The 19,277-nt window shown below is 33.7% G+C and carries 13 protein-coding genes; 2 read left to right on the top strand and 11 right to left on the bottom strand.

What is annotated here, in order from left to right; genetic code table 11:
• Positions 1-143: 143 nt before the first annotated feature.
• The 6 genes from GXM16_RS22045 to GXM16_RS22020 all read right to left on the bottom strand — a co-directional run bounded on the left by GXM16_RS22045 (position 144) and on the right by GXM16_RS22020 (position 8,875).
• Entirely contained in the window at positions 144-3,242 is a 3,099-nt protein-coding gene (locus GXM16_RS22045; RefSeq protein WP_163396661.1) for an efflux RND transporter permease subunit, read from the bottom strand.
• Positions 3,243-3,245: 3 nt separating this feature from the next.
• The gene (locus GXM16_RS22040; protein WP_163396660.1) at positions 3,246-4,331 is read right to left on the bottom strand and encodes an efflux RND transporter periplasmic adaptor subunit; all 1,086 of its coding nucleotides are present in this window, start codon (positions 4,329-4,331) and stop codon (positions 3,246-3,248) included.
• Between the two features lie 11 nt (positions 4,332-4,342).
• The gene (locus GXM16_RS22035) at positions 4,343-5,590 is read right to left on the bottom strand and encodes a TolC family protein (RefSeq protein ID WP_163396659.1); all 1,248 of its coding nucleotides are present in this window, start codon (positions 5,588-5,590) and stop codon (positions 4,343-4,345) included.
• 97 nt (positions 5,591-5,687) lie between these two features.
• Complete coding sequence (locus GXM16_RS22030) at positions 5,688-7,046, bottom strand: HAMP domain-containing sensor histidine kinase (RefSeq protein WP_163396658.1); 1,359 nt, start codon at positions 7,044-7,046, stop codon at positions 5,688-5,690.
• Entirely contained in the window at positions 7,043-7,723 is a 681-nt protein-coding gene (locus tag GXM16_RS22025; RefSeq protein ID WP_163396657.1) for a response regulator transcription factor, read from the bottom strand. Before GXM16_RS22025 ends, GXM16_RS22030 begins: the two co-directional genes overlap by 4 nt.
• Positions 7,724-7,786: 63 nt before the next feature.
• Entirely contained in the window at positions 7,787-8,875 is a 1,089-nt protein-coding gene (locus GXM16_RS22020) for a M42 family metallopeptidase (protein ID WP_163396656.1), read from the bottom strand.
• Between the two features lie 82 nt (positions 8,876-8,957).
• Between GXM16_RS22020 and GXM16_RS22015 the strand changes: the two genes are divergently transcribed.
• Positions 8,958-9,635, top strand: a complete 678-nt coding sequence (locus GXM16_RS22015) for a DUF4294 domain-containing protein (protein WP_163396655.1) — start codon at positions 8,958-8,960, stop codon at positions 9,633-9,635.
• A 53-nt stretch (positions 9,636-9,688) separates the two neighbouring features.
• Here the strand turns inward: GXM16_RS22015 and GXM16_RS22010 are convergent, their stop codons facing one another.
• The 3 genes from GXM16_RS22010 to GXM16_RS22000 form a co-directional block, all read right to left on the bottom strand.
• On the bottom strand, positions 9,689-11,959 hold the full coding sequence (locus tag GXM16_RS22010; protein WP_163396654.1) for a hypothetical protein: 2,271 nt from the start codon (positions 11,957-11,959) through the stop codon (positions 9,689-9,691).
• Positions 11,919-12,983, bottom strand: a complete 1,065-nt coding sequence (locus GXM16_RS22005) for a hypothetical protein (RefSeq protein WP_163396653.1) — start codon at positions 12,981-12,983, stop codon at positions 11,919-11,921. Before GXM16_RS22005 ends, GXM16_RS22010 begins: the two co-directional genes overlap by 41 nt.
• A gap of 177 nt (positions 12,984-13,160) precedes the next feature.
• Positions 13,161-15,794, bottom strand: a complete 2,634-nt coding sequence (locus GXM16_RS22000) for a valine--tRNA ligase (RefSeq protein WP_163396652.1) — start codon at positions 15,792-15,794, stop codon at positions 13,161-13,163.
• 294 nt (positions 15,795-16,088) lie between these two features.
• On the opposite strand from GXM16_RS22000, the gene GXM16_RS21995 reads away from it, so the two are divergent.
• Positions 16,089-16,469, top strand: a complete 381-nt coding sequence (locus GXM16_RS21995) for a DUF1573 domain-containing protein (RefSeq protein WP_163396651.1) — start codon at positions 16,089-16,091, stop codon at positions 16,467-16,469.
• Positions 16,470-16,570: 101 nt separating this feature from the next.
• Here the strand turns inward: GXM16_RS21995 and GXM16_RS21990 are convergent, their stop codons facing one another.
• Both GXM16_RS21990 and GXM16_RS21985 read right to left on the bottom strand, forming a co-directional pair.
• On the bottom strand, positions 16,571-17,050 hold the full coding sequence (locus tag GXM16_RS21990) for a hypothetical protein (RefSeq protein WP_163396650.1): 480 nt from the start codon (positions 17,048-17,050) through the stop codon (positions 16,571-16,573).
• 92 nt (positions 17,051-17,142) lie between these two features.
• Entirely contained in the window at positions 17,143-19,272 is a 2,130-nt protein-coding gene (locus GXM16_RS21985; protein ID WP_163396649.1) for an OmpA family protein, read from the bottom strand.
• Between the last annotated feature and the right edge of the window lie 5 nt (positions 19,273-19,277).

Below are 19,277 nucleotides of genomic sequence, written 5' to 3'. Positions count from 1 at the left end.
TTCGCCATAAAAGATAGAAGGGACAGCGGGAATAGCTCCTGAAAATTAATATTCTCTCTTTAATACTTTCCTTATAATACAAAAGCACCAGTATAAAAATAATGATGCTTTTCTCCTCAAATTAAAATAACCAACTATTACTATTATTCGATTGGAGCATGTTTTTTACGATTGAAGATCCAGAACAAAATTGGAAAAACCAATAAAGTTAAAACTGTTGCCGTAATTAACCCTCCAATGATTACAATGGCCAATGGTTTTTGAGACTCTGAACCAATTCCGGTTGAAATTGCTGCCGGCAACAAACCAATTGAAGCCATTAAAGCTGTCATTACTACTGCTCTGGTTCTGGCTTTTACTCCCATGAAAATAGATTCTTCGAGCGAAAACTTAGCCTTGAGGTTATGGTGGAATTCGGATATCAGGATAACTCCGTTTTGAATACAGATTCCGAGTAAGGCTATAAAGCCAACTCCTGCAGAGATTCCGAAATTCATTCCGGTTAAATGTAACGCTATGATTCCGCCAATTACAGCAAAAGGAACATTCGCTAAAACAAGCAGTGAATCTTTAATATTTCCGAATAAAATAAATAGCAGTACAAAAATCCCAATTAAACTGATAGGTACAACCTGAGCCAGACGAGCACTGGCACGAACCTGATTTTCAAATTCGCCTGTCCAGCCTGTGGTATAGCCTGCAGGCATTTTTACCTGAGCTACTTTTTCCTGTGCTTCTGCAATGGTACTTCCCAAATCACGGTCACGGACAGAAAATTTAACCCCAATAAATCGTTTGGTGTTATCTCTGTAAATAAAAGCCGGACCTGTAACCGTTTTAATATCACAAATTTCTTTCAGCGGAATTTTAGCACCGCTAATTGTTGGCACTTTTAGTTCTGCCAAATCTTCTTCGTCTTTACGGTATTCTTTAGAGAAACGAACCCTAACATCAAATTTCTTTTCGTCTTCGTATTTTTGAGTAGCAGTTTTTCCTCCAAAAGCCAGTTCTAAAACAGCCTGTGCATCGCTTAAAGTCACACCGTAAGCAGCCATTTTTTCTCTGTCCAGAATTACACTGATTTCAGGCTGACCAACGTTTCTCAGGATTCCAACATCTTTTATACCCGGAATGTTTTTAATTTTTTCAAGAACCTGATTCGATAATTCATCCAGTTTATCCAGATCATCTCCATAAATTTTTACCGCATTTGAAGCTTTAAAACCGGCTACTGATTCGGCTACGTTGTCGATAACCGGCTGTGAATAGTTATAGGTAATTCCCTGATGAACTTTAAGTTTCTGATCCATTTCGTTAATCAGTTCATCCATATTGATTTTACGCGTCCATTCAGATTTCGGTTTTAAATCTACCTGAAGCTGAATGAATCCAAAACCGTTCGGGTCTGTACCGTCGTTGCTTCGACCGGTTTGCGAAAGCACTTTTTTCACTTCCGGAAAAGTTTCCAGGTCTTTTCTGATCAGTGCTGCTGTCTGCACACTCTCAGGAAGCGACGTACTCATTGGCAACTCTGCTGTTACCCATAAAGCGCCTTCATTTAACTGAGGTAAAAATTCGGTTCCTAAAAAAGAAGCCGAAAAGAAGGTTGCTGCAATAATACCGATCGAAATCACTAGTGATTTTATTTTATGTTTGAATGTCCAGGCGAACCCCTTTCCTACTATCCGGTCCCAAAAATTCACAAAAGGATTGTTTTTTTCTTTTACATTTTTATTCAAAAGAATGTGTGATAAAACCGGTACCAGTGTCAAAGTAAAAAGCAAAGCTCCCATCAACGCAAAACCTAAGGTAAAGGCTAAAGGTGAAAACATTTTCCCTTCGACTTTCTGAAAAGCAAAAATTGGCAATAAGGCTGTAATAATGATTAATTTAGAAAAGAAGATGGCTTTACCCATTTCGGTTCCCGTTTTCTTAATCAGGCTTCCTTTAGCAATTTTATTATAGGCTGTCATTCCTAACTGATGCGCACGATGGTCCAAAACCACAAACAATCCTTCGACCATTACGACCGCACCGTCAATAATAATTCCAAAATCAACTGCTCCCAGACTTAGCAGATTTGCACTCATTCCCATCATTTTCAGACATAAAAAAGCAAACAATAAGGAAAGCGGAATCACGATAGAAACTGTAAAAGTAGTCCTCCAGTCGGCCATGAACAGAAACACAACACAGGTTACGAGAATGATTCCTTCGAATAAATTGTGCATTACTGTTTCTGTCGTGAAATTCATCAGATTATCACGATCATAAAAAGTTTCTATTTTAATATCTTTCGGCAGTACATTTTCATTTAAATCTTTGATCTTATCTTTGATTAAAGCTAACGTTTCCTTTGCATTTTCACCTTTTCGCATTACTACAATCCCTTCAACTGCATCATCATTATTGCCAATACCCGTCTGTCCGACTCTTGGCATGGAGCTTTCGTAAACAGAAGCTACGTTTTTAACCAAAATTGGATTTCCACCGGCCTGATCGACGATGATGTTTTCAATATCCTTTCGGGATTTTAAAAGACCAACCCCACGAACCACAAATGCCTGTCCGTTTTTTTCGATGATATCTCCGCCAACATTTACGTTTCCGGCATCAACTGCATTATATACCTGAAGCGGTGTAATATTGTATTTTGCTAATTTAACGGGATCAACACCAACTTCGTACGTTTTAGTCTGACCTCCAAAAACATTCAAATCGGCCACACCGGGAACAGAACGAAGCTGTTTGTCAATCACCCAGTTTTGATACGTTAATAATTCACGGCTGTCTCTGCTGTTGCTCTTTACAATATATCGGAATATTTCTCCCGTTGGGCCGTAAGGTGGCTGTACATCCGGTTCGACATCATCTGGAAGCGTAACATTTTTCAATAAATTATTCACCTGAAAACGTGCGAATGTATCATCTACTCCGTCATCAAAAATGATTTTGATAACCGATAATCCAAACATGGTAATACTTCTCACACTCGTTTTTTTCTGAACCGAGTTCATGGAAATTTCGATAGGAGAAGTCACAAAACGTTCAACTTCTTCAGCACTTTTTCCGTTCCATTGCGTAATGATGATAATCTGGGTATTTGTTACATCCGGAAAAGCGTCAATTGGCATATTTTTGAAGGAAATAAATCCTGCAACGGCCAATAATCCCACCCAAAAAAAGGTGAATGCTTTATTCTTGAGCGAAAAAGCAATAATATTTCGTATGAATTTGTTCATGTCTTATTCGTTTAAAGCACGGTAAATAAATAACTGATTGTTGGTAATGACTTTTTCGTTTTCTTTTAAACCGCCTGAGATATAAGTAGTTTTTCCAACCACTCTATACACTTCAACTTGTCTGGTTTCGATGTTGTTTCGGTCTTTGAAAATCATGACGAAATTTTTACTTTTATCGAAAACAATAGCGTCACTTGGAATTGCAATCATCGATTTATCTTCTTTAAAAGACAATTTGATGTTGGCATTCATATCCGGTTTCAGTAAAAAGCCCGGGTTTTGCAGTTTAACTCTCGCCTGCATTGCTTTGGTTTCCGGATCAATTACGTTGAAAATTTTATCTACTTTCCCTTTAAAAACTTTATCAGGATAACTTAAAGTCGTAACGTCTGCATCTATTCCTAATTTTACTTTATTGATGTCGATTTCGTTAATGTTCGCCATTGCCCAGACTTCGCTTATTTCGGCAATGTCAAAAATATTTTCTGAGCGGTCGCTTCGCAAAAGCATATCCTGATTGATACTTTTTTGAATGACAAAACCACTTATTGGAGCCGTTACTTCGTAAATAGAACCTGCCTTGATATTGTAGATTTTATACGTTTCCTGAACTTTGCTTAATTGCGACTGTGCTTTATTTACTTCAGATTTTGCCTGAAGCACATCGCTTTCAGAATTTAATTTTCCGTCAAATAATTCCTGTGCCACTTTCAGATTATTTTTGGCAACGAGCAAATCACTTTTGGCGTCAAGGGATTGCTTTTCGAAATCGGCAATATCAGTACTTTTAATAGTTGCCAGAACTTGTCCTTTTTTTACATAATCGCCAAGCTCAACATTTACTTTAATAACATTTCCGCCTACAAGCGGATAAACATCAATCATTTTATTGTTGTCGGCTGTAATTTTTCCGTAAAAACTTAATTCGTTTGTTACTGGCTGTGTCTGTGCAACTGCCGTTGTTGTCGTTTTCAGCATGTTATCGCTCAAAGCAAAAGAGGTATTAATCTGCGGATTTTCAACTTCTTTTTTACAGCCTGCGATGGATAAACTCACAATTGCAATTCCGATAATTAGTTTATGTTTCATTTTATTTAGTTTTAAAATAAGTCTTTATTGATTGTATTGTTTAGTTCTTCGGCAGACAGCGCCAGTTTTTTCTTTAACTCGTTTACCTGAATGTTCGCCTGATTGTAGCTTTCCATAAAATCCGTAAATTCTAATAAGCTGATATTTCGTTTCTGGAAATTGGTTACGATACCGTTGTAAACAGCTTCAAAATCAGAGTTTACTGTTGGTTTTATCAATACATAATTTTTACGGGATTCGTCCCATTTATTCCATGCTGATGTAATTTCAGTCTGTAGCTGCAGTTCAAAATTTTGTTTTTCAATTTTTGATTGCTCCAGAATGGTTTTTGCGTACTTGATATTTCCTTTATTTTGATTCCAAAGCGGCAATGGAATTCCGACAGTCAAATTAGCTTCATTATTAAAAGCCCCACTTCGCTGATCGTATTTGGCTCCTAAAGTGATATCCGGAACCGAAAGCGATTTTTGCCATTTTACATTCAGTTCGTTGGCATCTATTTCTTTTTGTTTTGCCAGATAATCAGGTCGATTGGCAATAGCTTCATTTTCAAAAGATTTTAAGTTGAAATCAATCGTTTTTAAATATTTGCTGAATTCGTCTTTTGAAACATTCGGAACAATTTCTTCAGTAGAATTTAGAAGCAATTTCAGATTCGCCTGTTCTTCTATATTATTATTCACGACTTCCATTCGCTCATTTTTAAAATTCAGATAAAGCGACTGCAGACGCACAACATCCCTTAAAGGAATATTGCCTTTTTGCGCCTGAACTGAGTACGAATTGATTAAATCTTCAATGTGAGCTAATTGTTTGTCTGTGGTTTCCAGACTTTTTGAATTGTAATAAACCGTATAAAAACTTTTACGCAATTGCAGTTTCAGGGTTCTGAGCAAATCATTGAACTCCAGTTCTGCCAGCTGTTCATTAGTTTTTGCTAATTTTATTTCGTTGCGTTTTTTCCCGCCCAGATAAATCAGCTGCTCGATACCAAATACTTTCTGTCCCTGTTTCCCGATATCAAAATATTTATCACGATCCGGATTGTAGGCGTTCAGTTCTGCAGAAATTACTGGGTTGTCCCAGATACGTGCCTGAATCGTAAGTGCTTTTGAGGCATCGACATTGTAATGTGAGGCCAGCAGGAAGAGGTTGTTTTTTAGAAACTGACTTTCACAATCTTCTAAAGTGACTGTTTTTTGAGCCAAAACCATCTGATTCATGGCCATAAGCAGGAATAATGCAAATAACTTTTTCATCGTATCATTTTTATTTGATACAAATATGCTATTGCAGGACTTTAAGACACCTTAAGAAAGACCTTAAAAAGTGCTTAAAAAAATTAAGAATACTTATTTAATGAAAAATTAATTCAAATAAATTAGTCTTTTCTACAGGTACGCTATACCTGATTTTTGCATTATGAAGTATTAAAATGCGGTTTACAATACGCAGCCCAAGTCCGAAACCATAAGTACCTTTTGAATTTTCGCCACGCATGAAAGGCTGGAAAAGATTTTTTTGTTCGTTTTCGCTCAGCGTTTTTCCGGTATTTAAAACTGAAATGACCAAATGATCTTCCTGAGTATTAATTTTTACTTTTGCCTGTTTGTTATCAGAGTACACACAGGCATTTTTTAGGACATTACTCACAGCAATTTCCAAAAGGTTTTTATTCCCTTTGATTTCTAAAGCCGTATCGAGATTATCACTTTCTTTTATTTCAAAAAGAATAACAAAATCAGGGAAGGTTTTATTCAAATTTTCAATAGCCGAAAACAGAATTTCATCCATTCGTTGTATTTCATCATTGGCAGAAGTTTTTGTATCAATTTTAGACAACACTAGTAAAGAATGGATCAGTTCCGATAAATGATTGACATCTGATAAAATAGTGTTTAAAAAAGTTTTTCCTTTACTGGATGTTTCCGGATCCGCAATTGTGTTTTCAATTTGTGATGTTATTCTCGATAAAGGAGTTCTGAGTTCATGTGAGGCGTGAGCGGTAAATTCTTTTTGTTTTTGATACGAAACTTCAATTCGGTCCATCATAAAATTGAACTCATTTGCAATCAGGTCAATTTCGTTTTTATTGCTTTTAGATTCTACGCGGGTATCCAGATTATTCTCGTTTATATTTTTTATTTTTTGATGAAAAATACTTAACGGATTCATGGCTTTTTTTACCATTAAAGAAGTTAAAACCCAGCAAATACAAGTAAAGAAAATGTAGGATATAATTAAAGTATATCTTAAAAATAGTAATTTTCGTTTGCCATAATCGTCGGTAGCTGAGATTAAGGCATAAAAATCCCTGTCTTTGGTATCATAAAAAACACCATAAACTTCGTAATCGCCCTGTTGTTTAAAAAACGTTTTATGTTTTTTCAGGTATTTTAAATCGTCGACAGACCAGTTAATTTTGGCATCATCAATACTACTGTAAATGAGTTTAAAATGTGAGTCGAAAACCAGCGTTTTTTCATCGTACAATTTATTGATTGAATTCTGGTCAATCATTTTTAAAAGCTGATCGTCAACCTCTTTTACATTTACGAGAAGTTTGATGTTCGAAAGTGCTTTTATTTCTAACCGATCACGAAATTCTTCTTTTCTGAAATTAGAATACAAAACAAAAATCACAGTCGAAGCCAGTCCAAAAAGGATTGTAAAGAGCAGACTTACTAATAGTGATATCCTGTTTTTTAATGTCATTCCTGATCGCTTAGATAATATCCATAACCTATTTTGGTTCGGATTAGTTTGGTTTCGTAGTCCTTGTCAATTTTTTTTCGAAGAAAATTAATGTAAACTTCAATGGTATTCTGATTAGTTTCGATATGATAATCCCACAATTTTTCGGCTATAAATTGTTTTGAAAGTACTTTTCCTTTGGCTTGGGCTAAAATCAGAATCAGTTTAAATTCTTTAGGGGTGAGCTTAATTTCTTCGCCTGCGCGGAATACTTTCATTTCAGATTCTGAAATTTCCAGATCCTGAATCACAATCTTATTTTCAGCCTGCTGAGGAATTTCTTTTCGCCTTAAGAGAGAAGAAATCCTTGCATACAATTCTTCAAAATGGAAAGGTTTTACCAGATAATCATCGGCACCACTGTCAAAAGAAGCTAGTTTGTCTTCGATTTCGCTGAAAGCAGTCAACATGATAATAGGCGTTTTTTTATCGGCTTCCCTAATTTTTTTACAAACTTCGATTCCGTTTATACCGGGAACATTAATATCGAGAATTATCAAATCATAATCATACGGCAAATATTTCCTTAACAGCAATGCACCATCATAATAGGGAACACACTCGAATTCTTTTGAAGCAAAGAATACAGCTATTTCTTTAGATAAAGTAAAATCGTCTTCGAGCAGTAAAATTTTCATGCTTTTTTTTATTAGTTAATTCGGTTATATTCCGATAACCGAATTAACATTTTAAATGATTTCTTATTTAAAATAAGAAAAAGTTTCATTGTTTTCGATTTTCAATAATGATTCATAAATCAACTGAATCACATTTTCAACATCTTCTTTGTGAACCATTTCTACAGTCGTATGCATATAACGCAATGGCAGGGAAATCAATGCTGAAGCCACGCCTCCATTGCTATAAGCAAATGCATCTGTATCCGTTCCTGTAGCTCTGGAAGTCGCGTGACGCTGAAAAGGGATGTTTTTCTCCTCGGCTGTATCTACAATTAAGTCTCTTAGATTATTTTGTATTGCCGGAGCATATCCAATAACCGGTCCTTTGCCTATTTTTAGATCACCCTCGACTTTTTTATCAATCATTGGAGTAGTTGTATCATGGCAAACATCGGTCACAATAGCAACATTGGGTTTGATTCGCTGCGAAATCATTTCTGCTCCCCGAAGACCAATCTCTTCCTGAACAGAATTCACAATGTATAAACCAAACGGAAGGGTTTTATTATTCTCTTTTAGCAAACGGGCCACTTCTGCAATCATAAAGCCGCCCATTCTGTTGTCAATAGCACGGCATACAAATTTATTTTCGTTTAAGATCATAAATTCATCCGGATACGTAATTACGCAGCCCACATGAACCCCCAATTCTAAAACCTCCTCTTTGGTTTCGCAACCCAGATCAATAAAAATATTGCTTAATTTCGGGATCTCTTCTTTGTCGCGCAAACGGGTATGAATGGCTGGCCACCCGAAAATTCCCTTTACAATTCCTTTTTTTGTATGGATGTTTACTCTTTTTGAAGGTGCAATCTGGTGATCAGAACCTCCGTTTCTAATTACATATATTAAACCATCATCTGTGATATAATTTACATACCACGAAATTTCATCGGCATGACCTTCGATCACAACTTTGAAAGGTGCATCCGGATTGATAACTCCTACTGCAGTACCGTACGTATCCGTAATAAAAGTATCTACATAAGGCTCCAGATAATTCATCCAGATTTTTTGTCCTTCGCTTTCGTAACCTGTCGGCGAAGCGTTATTTAGGTAGCTTTCTAAAAAAGCAATTGACGTATCATTCAGTATAGATTTTGTACTCATAAAAATATTTTTTTGCTAATTTAAAAATTTGGTACTACAGTTGTGTATATAATGTATAATTTTACACTTAAATATATATTCGATGAGATTTACAACCTGTATTTTATGTTTTCTTTTAATTTCTTTTACTGCTAAAGCACAGATTACGCCAAAAGAAAGTGAAATGGGCTACACGCTTACTGAAAATGATTCAATTCTGAATGATACAATTGAATTAGCGGAAATTGTTATTTCAAAAGGTGAACTGAATCCTGAAGCTAAAAAACAGTTTCTGATTCTTCAGAACAGGGTTTACAAAGTTTATCCTTATGCAAAACTGGCGGCAGACCGATTAACGGCTTTAAACAACGGAATGGCGCGTTTGAAAACCAGCCGGGAAAAGAAAAAATATTTCAAAATAGTTGAAGATTATCTTAATAATGAGTTCGAAGCAAGATTAAAAAAACTTTCCCGAAAACAAGGACAAATTTTAGTAAAACTTATCCATCGACAGACCGGAATAACAACATACGAATTAGTAAAAACTTTAAAAAGCGGTTTCAAGGCATTTGTGTCAAATGCTACTGCGAATATGTTTGACATTAGTTTAAAACGGGAATACAAACCTTTTGAAGTCAACGAAGATTATCTGATAGAAACCATTCTCGTCCGGGCATTTGAATCCGGCAGGTTATCTTACCAAAAACCAGCTGATGCAATTGATTATAGTAAACTTGAAACATTTTGGGAACAAAAAGCTGCAGAGCTTAATAAGAAATAAGTGCTAAAAAAATGTAAAACCCCGACAGGATATAGTTCAGTCGGGGTTTGTTTTTATCTTCTCGCATTAAAATAACTTTCCAAATTTTCACATCCAGATAAATCTGAAGCAAATTCCGGAAATTGTTTAGTAACTCTTGACGAATTTGTATATTCTTCTTTTTCTGCAAAATCAATCATCCGTAAACACAACGCTTTAAATTTATCTGTTTTTGCATTTTGAAATGCAAGCTTGTAATTTGCTACAGCTTTCAATTTATTTCTATATTCAATTTCATCTATATAAGATTCCTTTCCATGGTAAATATCATAACCGCTGCTGAAATAACGACGCATCATCCAGGAATTACCATAATCTGACATATTGTAATAACAATTTGCAATAAGAAAATAATAATAATCCCGATCTTTGGTTTTTGGGTTATTGGCTAAATTAGTGTATTTGATAAGCCGCTCAGTCACTGAAAGTTTCGTAACAATATATTTTTCTTTATGTTCAATAAAGTCTTTTGTATGTTTAAAATCATAAAATGGATTTTGATTAAAAACGTAATTTTCATCATATTCTCCTCTTTCCCACGCATTGTAATTATCATCCCAATATTTTTTGTCTAAACTTCTAAAGGTTTTTAAAGCATTACTTAATTGATTTTCTCTAATGTACTTTGTCCCTAACAAATCTTTTAAGTAATCCTTGTCTTTAGATATTTTTGTATAAATGTTTTTTTGAAATTCAGACCAATTTTCATTCTCTACTCTATTTATGATTTTTTGTAAATCTTTAGCAGCATAAACAAAATCTACATAATCAAAGTAACGATAAAATTCTGCCAGATTTCCGGATGTTTTAATGCGATTGTCCCTCCACTCTACATCATCTGAATTATAGCCCTCATTTGTAGTTCCTTCAATTAAGGACATTAAAGCTAATCCGTCTACAATATTTCCTTTAAATTCTAATTCTCTTCCCAATGCGAAAATAAAACGCTCGTCATCTTTGTATTTCAAAATAACAGATTCGATTTCCGGCTTTATAACTGCTTTTCCATTTTCCTGATCGGCAGTAATACAAAGTGCTTTTATTTTTTCTATTTCTTCAATAACCTTTTCTGATGGATACTGCTTTTTAAACAAAGTGATATTTTGTAAACAGTCATTATAATGTCTGGTAATAAACTCCAGATTAATTTGAACAGCTTTCCAAACGACAGGATCGTGTATTTTATTGATTTCAATAGATTTTATAAAATCAAGTATTTCCTGCGCATAAAGCCGATCAACCTCAGATTGGTTTCTTAATGTCTCTGTTGTAATTTTATTTTTATCATTACTCCAGAAATTTTCGAAATCTGTTGATGGTGTGTAATTAGAATAATAAGGTGTATAAACCCAATCTTCAATTTTATTCAGTTCACGCAAAAGTAAAAAACCTAAAATTTCTGACTTTGGATTATTTTTATAAATTTCTTTAAGATAGTGTATGTTTTTATCTTTCTTCTGCATAGAAGCGTATGCGTAAACATTTGCAATTTCTTCTTTAGTTTTGGATAGTTTTAAAGCTTCGTCTATCTTAAATTTTTCATGAAAAAAATAATAACTGGCATATTTTTTTTCTGGGCAATTAGCCATTAAATTGGCTACATCGACCATATAAGCCTGATTTTCCTGAGTAAAAGTGTAAAAAAATAAACTCCAATAATAGAGATAGTCTTTTTTTCCTTCTTTAAAATTAGATTTAAAAACGTCTTTAATCATATTTATATCGCCTGAATAATATGCAAGACGGATGGTTAAAAAAGCATATTTTCTTTTAAAATATTGATTTTTTTCACTGTTTGTAATCTTAATTATTTTAGCTAATAATTGACTTCTTCTTTGATTGTTTTCATTTTCATTTCTTTCCCAGACATCATCTGAATCATTAGTGAGCTCGCAGCTTTTTGCTATTTTTAGATACCTGATCGCTTCTGTTTTATTATTGACATACAAATACTTAATAAATTCATTATCACTTTGTGAATGAACATCTGTATAAGTCAAATTAAAATTAAAATCTTCTATATCTTCTATTGAAACCTTTCTATTCGTAAAATTGTACCAATCCAAAATATTGGCATCTATCAATTTGTAACTATTTGGGTCTCTGTCATAGTCAAATCCCCATAGATCGGCGTTATAATAAAAAGCTTTATATGACGCATATTTAAAATATTCCGGTTTACAGATCGAATATCTTACATCTTCGCCGTTCGGAGAATAACCACAAGCCAGAGTTCTGCTAAAACTACTTACTAAAAGAACTGTAAAAACTAGAAACTTCTTCATGGCTGTATTTTTTAAAAGTACTGTCGTCTAAATGGAATAATGAAATTGTTGTAGTATTATCGAATTCGACATTTTGCTTTATAATTGAAATAGCTTCTGTAATCGTTTTTGCATCTACTTCTTCGCATTTCAGCTGGTCTCCTTTTTTTAAATACGTTTCATATTCATAAGTATAATCTTTGGTTACTTCATACCACATTGGTTTCGTTTGCTTGGCAAATTCACTTATATCAGCCGAATTAAAATTTACCAGTCCGGCAAAACGATTATTATGATACCAAAGTGTCCAGTAAAAAACAGGCAGTGCCACATCTAAATGTACCGGATAACTTCTTTTTTTATTTAGATAAGATTTTAATTCTTCGATATCTAAAATGGAGTTTTTTTCTTTTTTTGATAAGGGTTTAATTAAATTATAACACATCAAAGTTGCTTTATCTACCGGAGGAACTCCCATAATATCGGGATATTTATACGGATAAAGACGCAGCGTACAACTAATTTCTTTTTTTGACAATTCCTTAATTTTCTTTAACAGATAAAAGTATTTGTCTTTTGTAGATTTTGTCCAATCACAGTCAATCTGAATTTCTGTATAATCAAATATTATTTTCTCGTCACTTTTGTCATAATCATTATTTTCCTTATGATATTTATCTATCAAAAAGGTTATGTTATCTGCTAATTTATCTAATGATTTTTCATTATTATATTGAAAGATTTCATTTTTAATAAAAACAACCGGAACAACATTTACGGAATCCAAATCGCGAAAAGTATACAGGGACGGGCTATTTTTTTGATATGGAAAATTCCCCATCGATTCATTATAATCCACCTCAAAAAGTTTATAGTAGATTTTTTTAACCTCTAATTTATTTAATTGTTTTGCCGATTCAGCATCAAAATAAGAACCGCTTTTCCAATAATAGAAAGCTCTTTCAACATTTACAACCTGATTTTCTTTTTTAGAACATCCACAAAAAAGAGAAAAAACAAACACCAGCAAAACGATTTTTTTCATTGCAAAATACAGTTAATTTTTAGAGACAAAACCGTATTAAAATTATATCATTTTAAAATACAAAATCATAAAAGTCGAATATATTTTTTGAATAAAAACTAGTCATTTAAGTCCAAAATAAAACCCGACAAATTTTAAAATCTATCGGGTTTAGTATTATAAACTAAGTTTAATTTCCTACTTCAAACCAGCCAGACTCTGCTCAATTGTTGCAATCTTAGCCAAAGCATCGGCTTGTTTTTGTTTTTCTAAATTAAGGACTTTCTCCGGAGCTCCGTTTACGAATTTCTCGTTTGAAAGTTTTGCTTCTACAGATTTCAGGAATCCTTTGGTATAAGTCAACTCTTCTGTCAGTTTTTTGATTTCAGCTTCAACGTCGATATTTCCTGTAATCGGAATGAAATATTCATTTGATTTTACACGGAAAGACAAGGCACCATCTACTTTTTCAGAAACATATTCGAAAGCCGAAACGTTTCCTAATTTCGTTATAATTGAATCGAAATAAGTTGAAACATTCTCGCTGTTGATTCCTTTTAATTCTATTGCATCTTTAAACGGAATATTTTTGTCTTTACGAATCGTTCTGATTCCGGAAATTACTTCTATTGAATTTTCAAAGTCAGCAATTAATTTTGCATCAAATGGTTTTACTTCCGGCCAGGTTGAAACAATTAAAGCTTCTTCCGGAGTTCTTTCAGCAATTAACTGCCAAATTTCCTCTGTCAGGAAAGGCATAAATGGGTGAAGCAACTTCAAGTTATTTTCCAACATTTCGATCGCTTTCGCAAAAGTTACGCTGTCAATTGGCTGTTGATACGCTGGCTTGATCATTTCAAGGAACCATGAACAGAAATCATCCCAAACCAATTTATAAATAGCCATTAATGAATCTGAAATTCTGTATTTGTCAAAATTATCTTCGATATCAACTAAAGCCTGCTGTAATTTAGCTTCGTACCATTCGATTGCCACTTTTGAAGATTCCGGCTGTAGAATAGTTTCTGAAACTTCCCATCCTTTAATCAATTTGAAGGCATTCCAAATTTTGTTTGAAAATGCTTTCCCCTGGCTGCATAATTCTTCATCAAACATAATGTCATTTCCTGCAGAAGCACTTAAAAGCAATCCTACACGAACACCGTCTGCGCCAAATTTATCAATCAAATCTAAAGGGTCTGGTGAATTACCTAATTGTTTAGACATTTTACGTCCTTGTTTATCACGAACTAAACCTGTTAAATATACATTTGTAAACGGCTTATCTCCTGCATATTCGTAACCGGCAATAATCATTCTCGCAACCCAGAAAAATAAAATATCCGGACCTGTTACCAAGTCGTTTGTTGGATAGTAATATTTAAAATCCGGACTTTCAGGATCCATGATTCCTCCAAAAACAGACATTGGCCATAACCATGATGAAAACCATGTATCTAAGGCGTCAACATCCTGTTTAAGGTTGTCAGTTGTTAGTTGTTGGTTGTTGGTTTTTTCTTTGGCTAATGCTAATGCATCTTGAATGTTTTCAGCAACTACGAAATCTTCTTTTCCATCTCCGTAATAATACGCCGGAATTTGTTGTCCCCACCATAATTGACGCGAAATATTCCAGTCACGAATATTGTTTAACCAGTGTGCATAAGTGTTTTCGAAACGTTTTGGATGTAATTTAATATCTCCCGTTTCTAAAACTGATTTTATAGCTGGTTTTACCAATTCTTCCATTTTCAGGAACCATTGATCTGATAATCTTGGTTCGATTACAGCTTTGGTTCTTTCAGAAGTTCCAACTTTATTTAAGTGGATTTCGGTTTTAGCCAAAGCTCCAATTTCTTCTAATTCTTTTGCAATTTCGGTACGAACTACAAAACGGTCTTTTCCCTGATAATGTAATCCGAAACTGTTTAAAGTAGCATCTTCATTAAAAATATCAACGATTTCAAGATTGTGTTTTTCACCCAATGTTTTGTCGTTCATATCGTGAGCAGGCGTTACTTTCAAACATCCTGTTCCGAATTCTACATCTACGTATTCGTCTTCGATAATCGGAATTACTCTGCCACAAATTGGAACGATGGCTTTTTTACCTTTTAAATGTGTAAAACGCTCATCATTCGGATTAATACAGATGGCAGTATCTCCAAAAATAGTTTCAGGGCGTGTTGTAGCAATAGTCAAAAAATCTTCTGAACCTTCGATTTTATATTTTAAGAAAAATAATTTCCCTTGTTGTTCTTCATAAATTACTTCTTCGTCAGATAAAGTTGTTTTCGCTTCCGGATCCCAGTTTACCATTCGGTAACCTCTGTAAATTAAGCCTTTGTTGTACAAATCAACAAAAGAACGAATTACAGAAGCCGACATATCCGGATCCATCGTGAATTTAGTACGTTCCCAATCGCATGAAGCGCCTAATTTCTTAAGTTGCTCCAGGATTGTTCCGCCGTATTTATCTGTCCATTCCCAAGCGTGTTTTAGGAATTCTTCTCGGGTTAAGTCGTTTTTATTGATCCCTTCAGCTTTTAATTTTGCTACTACTTTTGCTTCAGTAGCAATAGAAGCGTGGTCTGTTCCAGGAACCCAACAAGCGTTGAATCCTTTAAGACGTGCTCTACGAATTAAAACATCCTGAATTGTATTATTCAACATATGTCCCATGTGAAGTACTCCAGTGACGTTTGGCGGCGGTATTACAATGGTGTACGGTGTTCTATGATCTGGTTCGGAATGAAAATAGTTGTTTTTCATCCAGTAATCATACCATTTACTCTCAATCGTCTTAGCGTCAAATTGTGCTGGAATTGTCATTTACTTAGGTTGTTTAATCGTTGAATTTGTTTAATTGTTTAATCGATGTTTTACTTAGTCAAAATAGTACTTTTTTTAATTGTTTTTACTTTACTAATAGCATTACTCATGATTAATCAAAAAACGATTAAACGAAATAACGATTAAACAGTTAAACAAAAAAATTGGTTTAATTTTTGTACTTATAACTGACAGCAAAAGTAAATAATTAAGTACACTATAAAAAACGAATTAATAATTTGTGTATTAATTAAAAGAAAGTATATTTACTCCTATCTTAAAAACAATTTCAAAATGAAAAATGTTATTAAATTTATTGTAATCATACTGTTTAGCGTAGCGGGTTATTCTCAAAACGGTCCTAAAATTGAGTTTTCAGCTCCGGACAACACTATTGATTACGGAAAAATTTCAAAAGGCGATAATGCAGTTCGTTCGTTTGAATTTACCAATACCGGAAATGCACCCTTATTAATTATTGATGCTCAGTCTACATTGAGTTCAATTGTTGTTACAAAACCCGCTGGTGCAATTCAGCCGGGAAAAAAAGGAAAAATTGACGTAAAATATAACATGGCTACAGGACCAATCCGTAAAACGATTACTGTTGAAACCAATGCTGTAAATTATCCTGACGGAAGGGTTGCATTAAAAATTAAAGGTGAAGTTTTATAAAAATAATTTTAAAGAAAATAGTAAAGCCGTTTCATTTAGTTTGAAACGGCTTTTATTTTAGAAGTAAGTAAAATCATTTAACTTTTTACTTCCTAAACATTTTACTTACCAGCACAATCAATGCTGTCAAACTTATATTTTACACGTTCAAAGTCAATCGGTTTGTCTTTAACCAGATATGTTACGCCCATTGTAGTCTGCATGGTTCCGTTTCCTAAAATAAGCTGTTTGTCCTTTTTCAAGAATGCCATGGGATTTTTGAATGTTTTTTTATTCGCTCCTTCCGTAAAAGTATAATCTGCAAACAAAGTATCTCCATGAAATTCCCCTTTGATTTCGCCAATTCTTTCTGCCGCTCCCGAAACTTTCATTGACATGTTTCCGCTAATTTTCCCGTTTTTTAAAGTATTCAGGTTTAAATCAATAGTATCATCCTCATAAATTGCTTTATAACATTGGGTACTTACAACCTTTTCGCCTTCGGCTTTAGCTGCTTCAATTTCTTTCTGTTTTTCATCATTTTTACAACTTTGCAGTCCGGATAAAGACAAAATCAGACAGGATAAAACTAGCTTTTTCATAAATTGATATTTTTAATTTCATGGTTATCCTATAAAATTAATAAAAAAGAAGCCATGGAAAGGCTTCTTAGTTGAATTTATTATTCAAAAATCTACAAATTTTTAATGACAAATTCAGACCTTCTGTTCAACTCATGTTCTTCTTCTGAACAGGCATCATCTGTTTTACATTTTATAATTGGTACAGACTCTCCATAACCTTTGGCAGTTATCCTTTTAGCATCAATTCCTGATTGTATGATAAACTCTCTGGTAGAAGCTGCTCTTTTTTGTGATAAATCTTCGTTGAATTTAGCATTTCCTCTTGAATCGGTGTGTGATCCAATTTCGATAACCATTCCTGGATATTTCTTCATTAGCTCTACTACCCTTCCCAAAACTACTTTTGATTCTTTTCGGATATACCACATATTGTAATCAAAATAAATAGGATCTGTTTTAATAATAAGTCTGTCTTTATCCCTTACAACATCTTTTTCGTGTGCTAAAATCTGATTTACTTTTTCTTTTTTCTTTACTTCTTCTGCAGCAATTTTATCCGCTTTGGCTTTTTTTTCTGATTCTTTTAAGGCGATTACTGCCAGGGCTTCTTTTTTCTTATTTTCTTCTTCTAAGATAAGCTCCTGTTTTCGTTTATTTTCAGCAATCTGTTTTTCTTCCTGTTTAATGATTTCTAATGATTTTAAAGTCATTGAAGCATCGTTATTCGCATTTCTGGTTTTACCAGAAGCCAACGATTTTGAATTATTTGTATAATTTTCTTTAGAAGCCAAAACGGTATAAGAAGTTTCACAAGGCACGGTAAAACTAAATTTTCCGTCAGCAGTTGTTTTAACTAAATTCAGCTGTTTTTTATCGGCATCCTGAAGTTCTACAATTGCATTTTCTAAAGCTAATTTTGTGTCGGCGTCCGTAATTACTCCTGTAATAAACTGTTTACAATCTTCAACTACCAAATCCTTAATTTCTTTTAACTCATAAATATCATCACCACCTTTTCCTCCTGTTCTATTGGATGCAAAATAGCCTTCTTTTGTATCAGAATTAAAGTAAAATGAAAAATCATCCAAATTGGAATTTACAGGCAGTCCAACGTTTACAGGCTTTTCGTATTCTTTTCCTTTGATTTCAGAAACAAAAATATCAAGAGATCCGTATCCTAAATGTCCTTCAGATGAAAAATAAAGTTTATTGTCTTCTGATACAAAAGGGAATTGCTCTCTTTTGTCTGTATTGATAATTGGACCTAAATTTTTTGGTGTATCAAAAGCTCCCTGATTTATATTTACTGAAAAAATATCAAAAGAGCCGAATGTTCCCGGCATGTCTGAAGCAAAATACAATACTTTTTCGTCAGCACTTAAAGCGGGATGCTCAACAGAATAATTCTCACCATTAAAAGGCAGTGATACTATATTTGTCCACTTTCCGTTTACCTTTTCGGCTTTAAAAATCTGAAGGTTCGAAATTTTCTTCTCATTTTTTCTTTTACTGCCGTTTTTAGAATTATTACGTGTAAAATAAATTGTTTTGCCATCTTTTGTAAAAACAGCATTTGACTCATGCATTCCGGTTTTTAATTCATTCGAAAAATAATGTGTAATCTGATCTGGTGAATTTATATTTTTGATCGGTACAGCTACAAGATTCAAATAAGTTGCATTATCCCACTTGTATTTTTTATCAAATAATCCCGGTTTGAGTTTGACTCCTGCGAATACCAGAGTGTCATTGTATCTTACAGCTCCAAACTCAGAATTTGATGTATTTATAACTAAGTTTTTTATTTCAAAACGGTTTCCAATTGCAGCAACATTTTCTAAAGTTTTGATCTCTTTTTCAAAATTCGACAAATCTTCAGTATTGGCCGATTTCGAATAATATGTTTTTAAAGCTTCGGCTGCTTCTTCCAAATTCTCTGTAGCTTTGAGGGTTTGGGCATATTTGAAATAGTAATTTCGGTCTAAATCCTTATCGTAATTTTTAATCAAAAGCCTGTAATATCGTTGTGCTTTTATCAAATCGTTCGTATAATAATAAGAATCAGCAAGATTTTTAATAACCTCCTGAGAAGGTTTTTGTTCAGCTAATTTTTCATATAAAGTAATCGCTTCAGCGTAATATGTTCGGTCGAAAAAACGTTTGGCTCTTGCCAAATCCTGATCTTGTGCGTTTATAAACTGTATAGAAAATACGAATATAATAACGAGTAGTTTGTTCATCTTTT

It is taken from the genome of Flavobacterium limi, assembly GCF_010645075.1.
GTDB lineage: Bacteria > Bacteroidota > Bacteroidia > Flavobacteriales > Flavobacteriaceae > Flavobacterium > Flavobacterium limi.
Note: the sequence above shows the minus strand (reverse complement) of the source record. Positions and strands in the feature narration are given on the sequence as shown.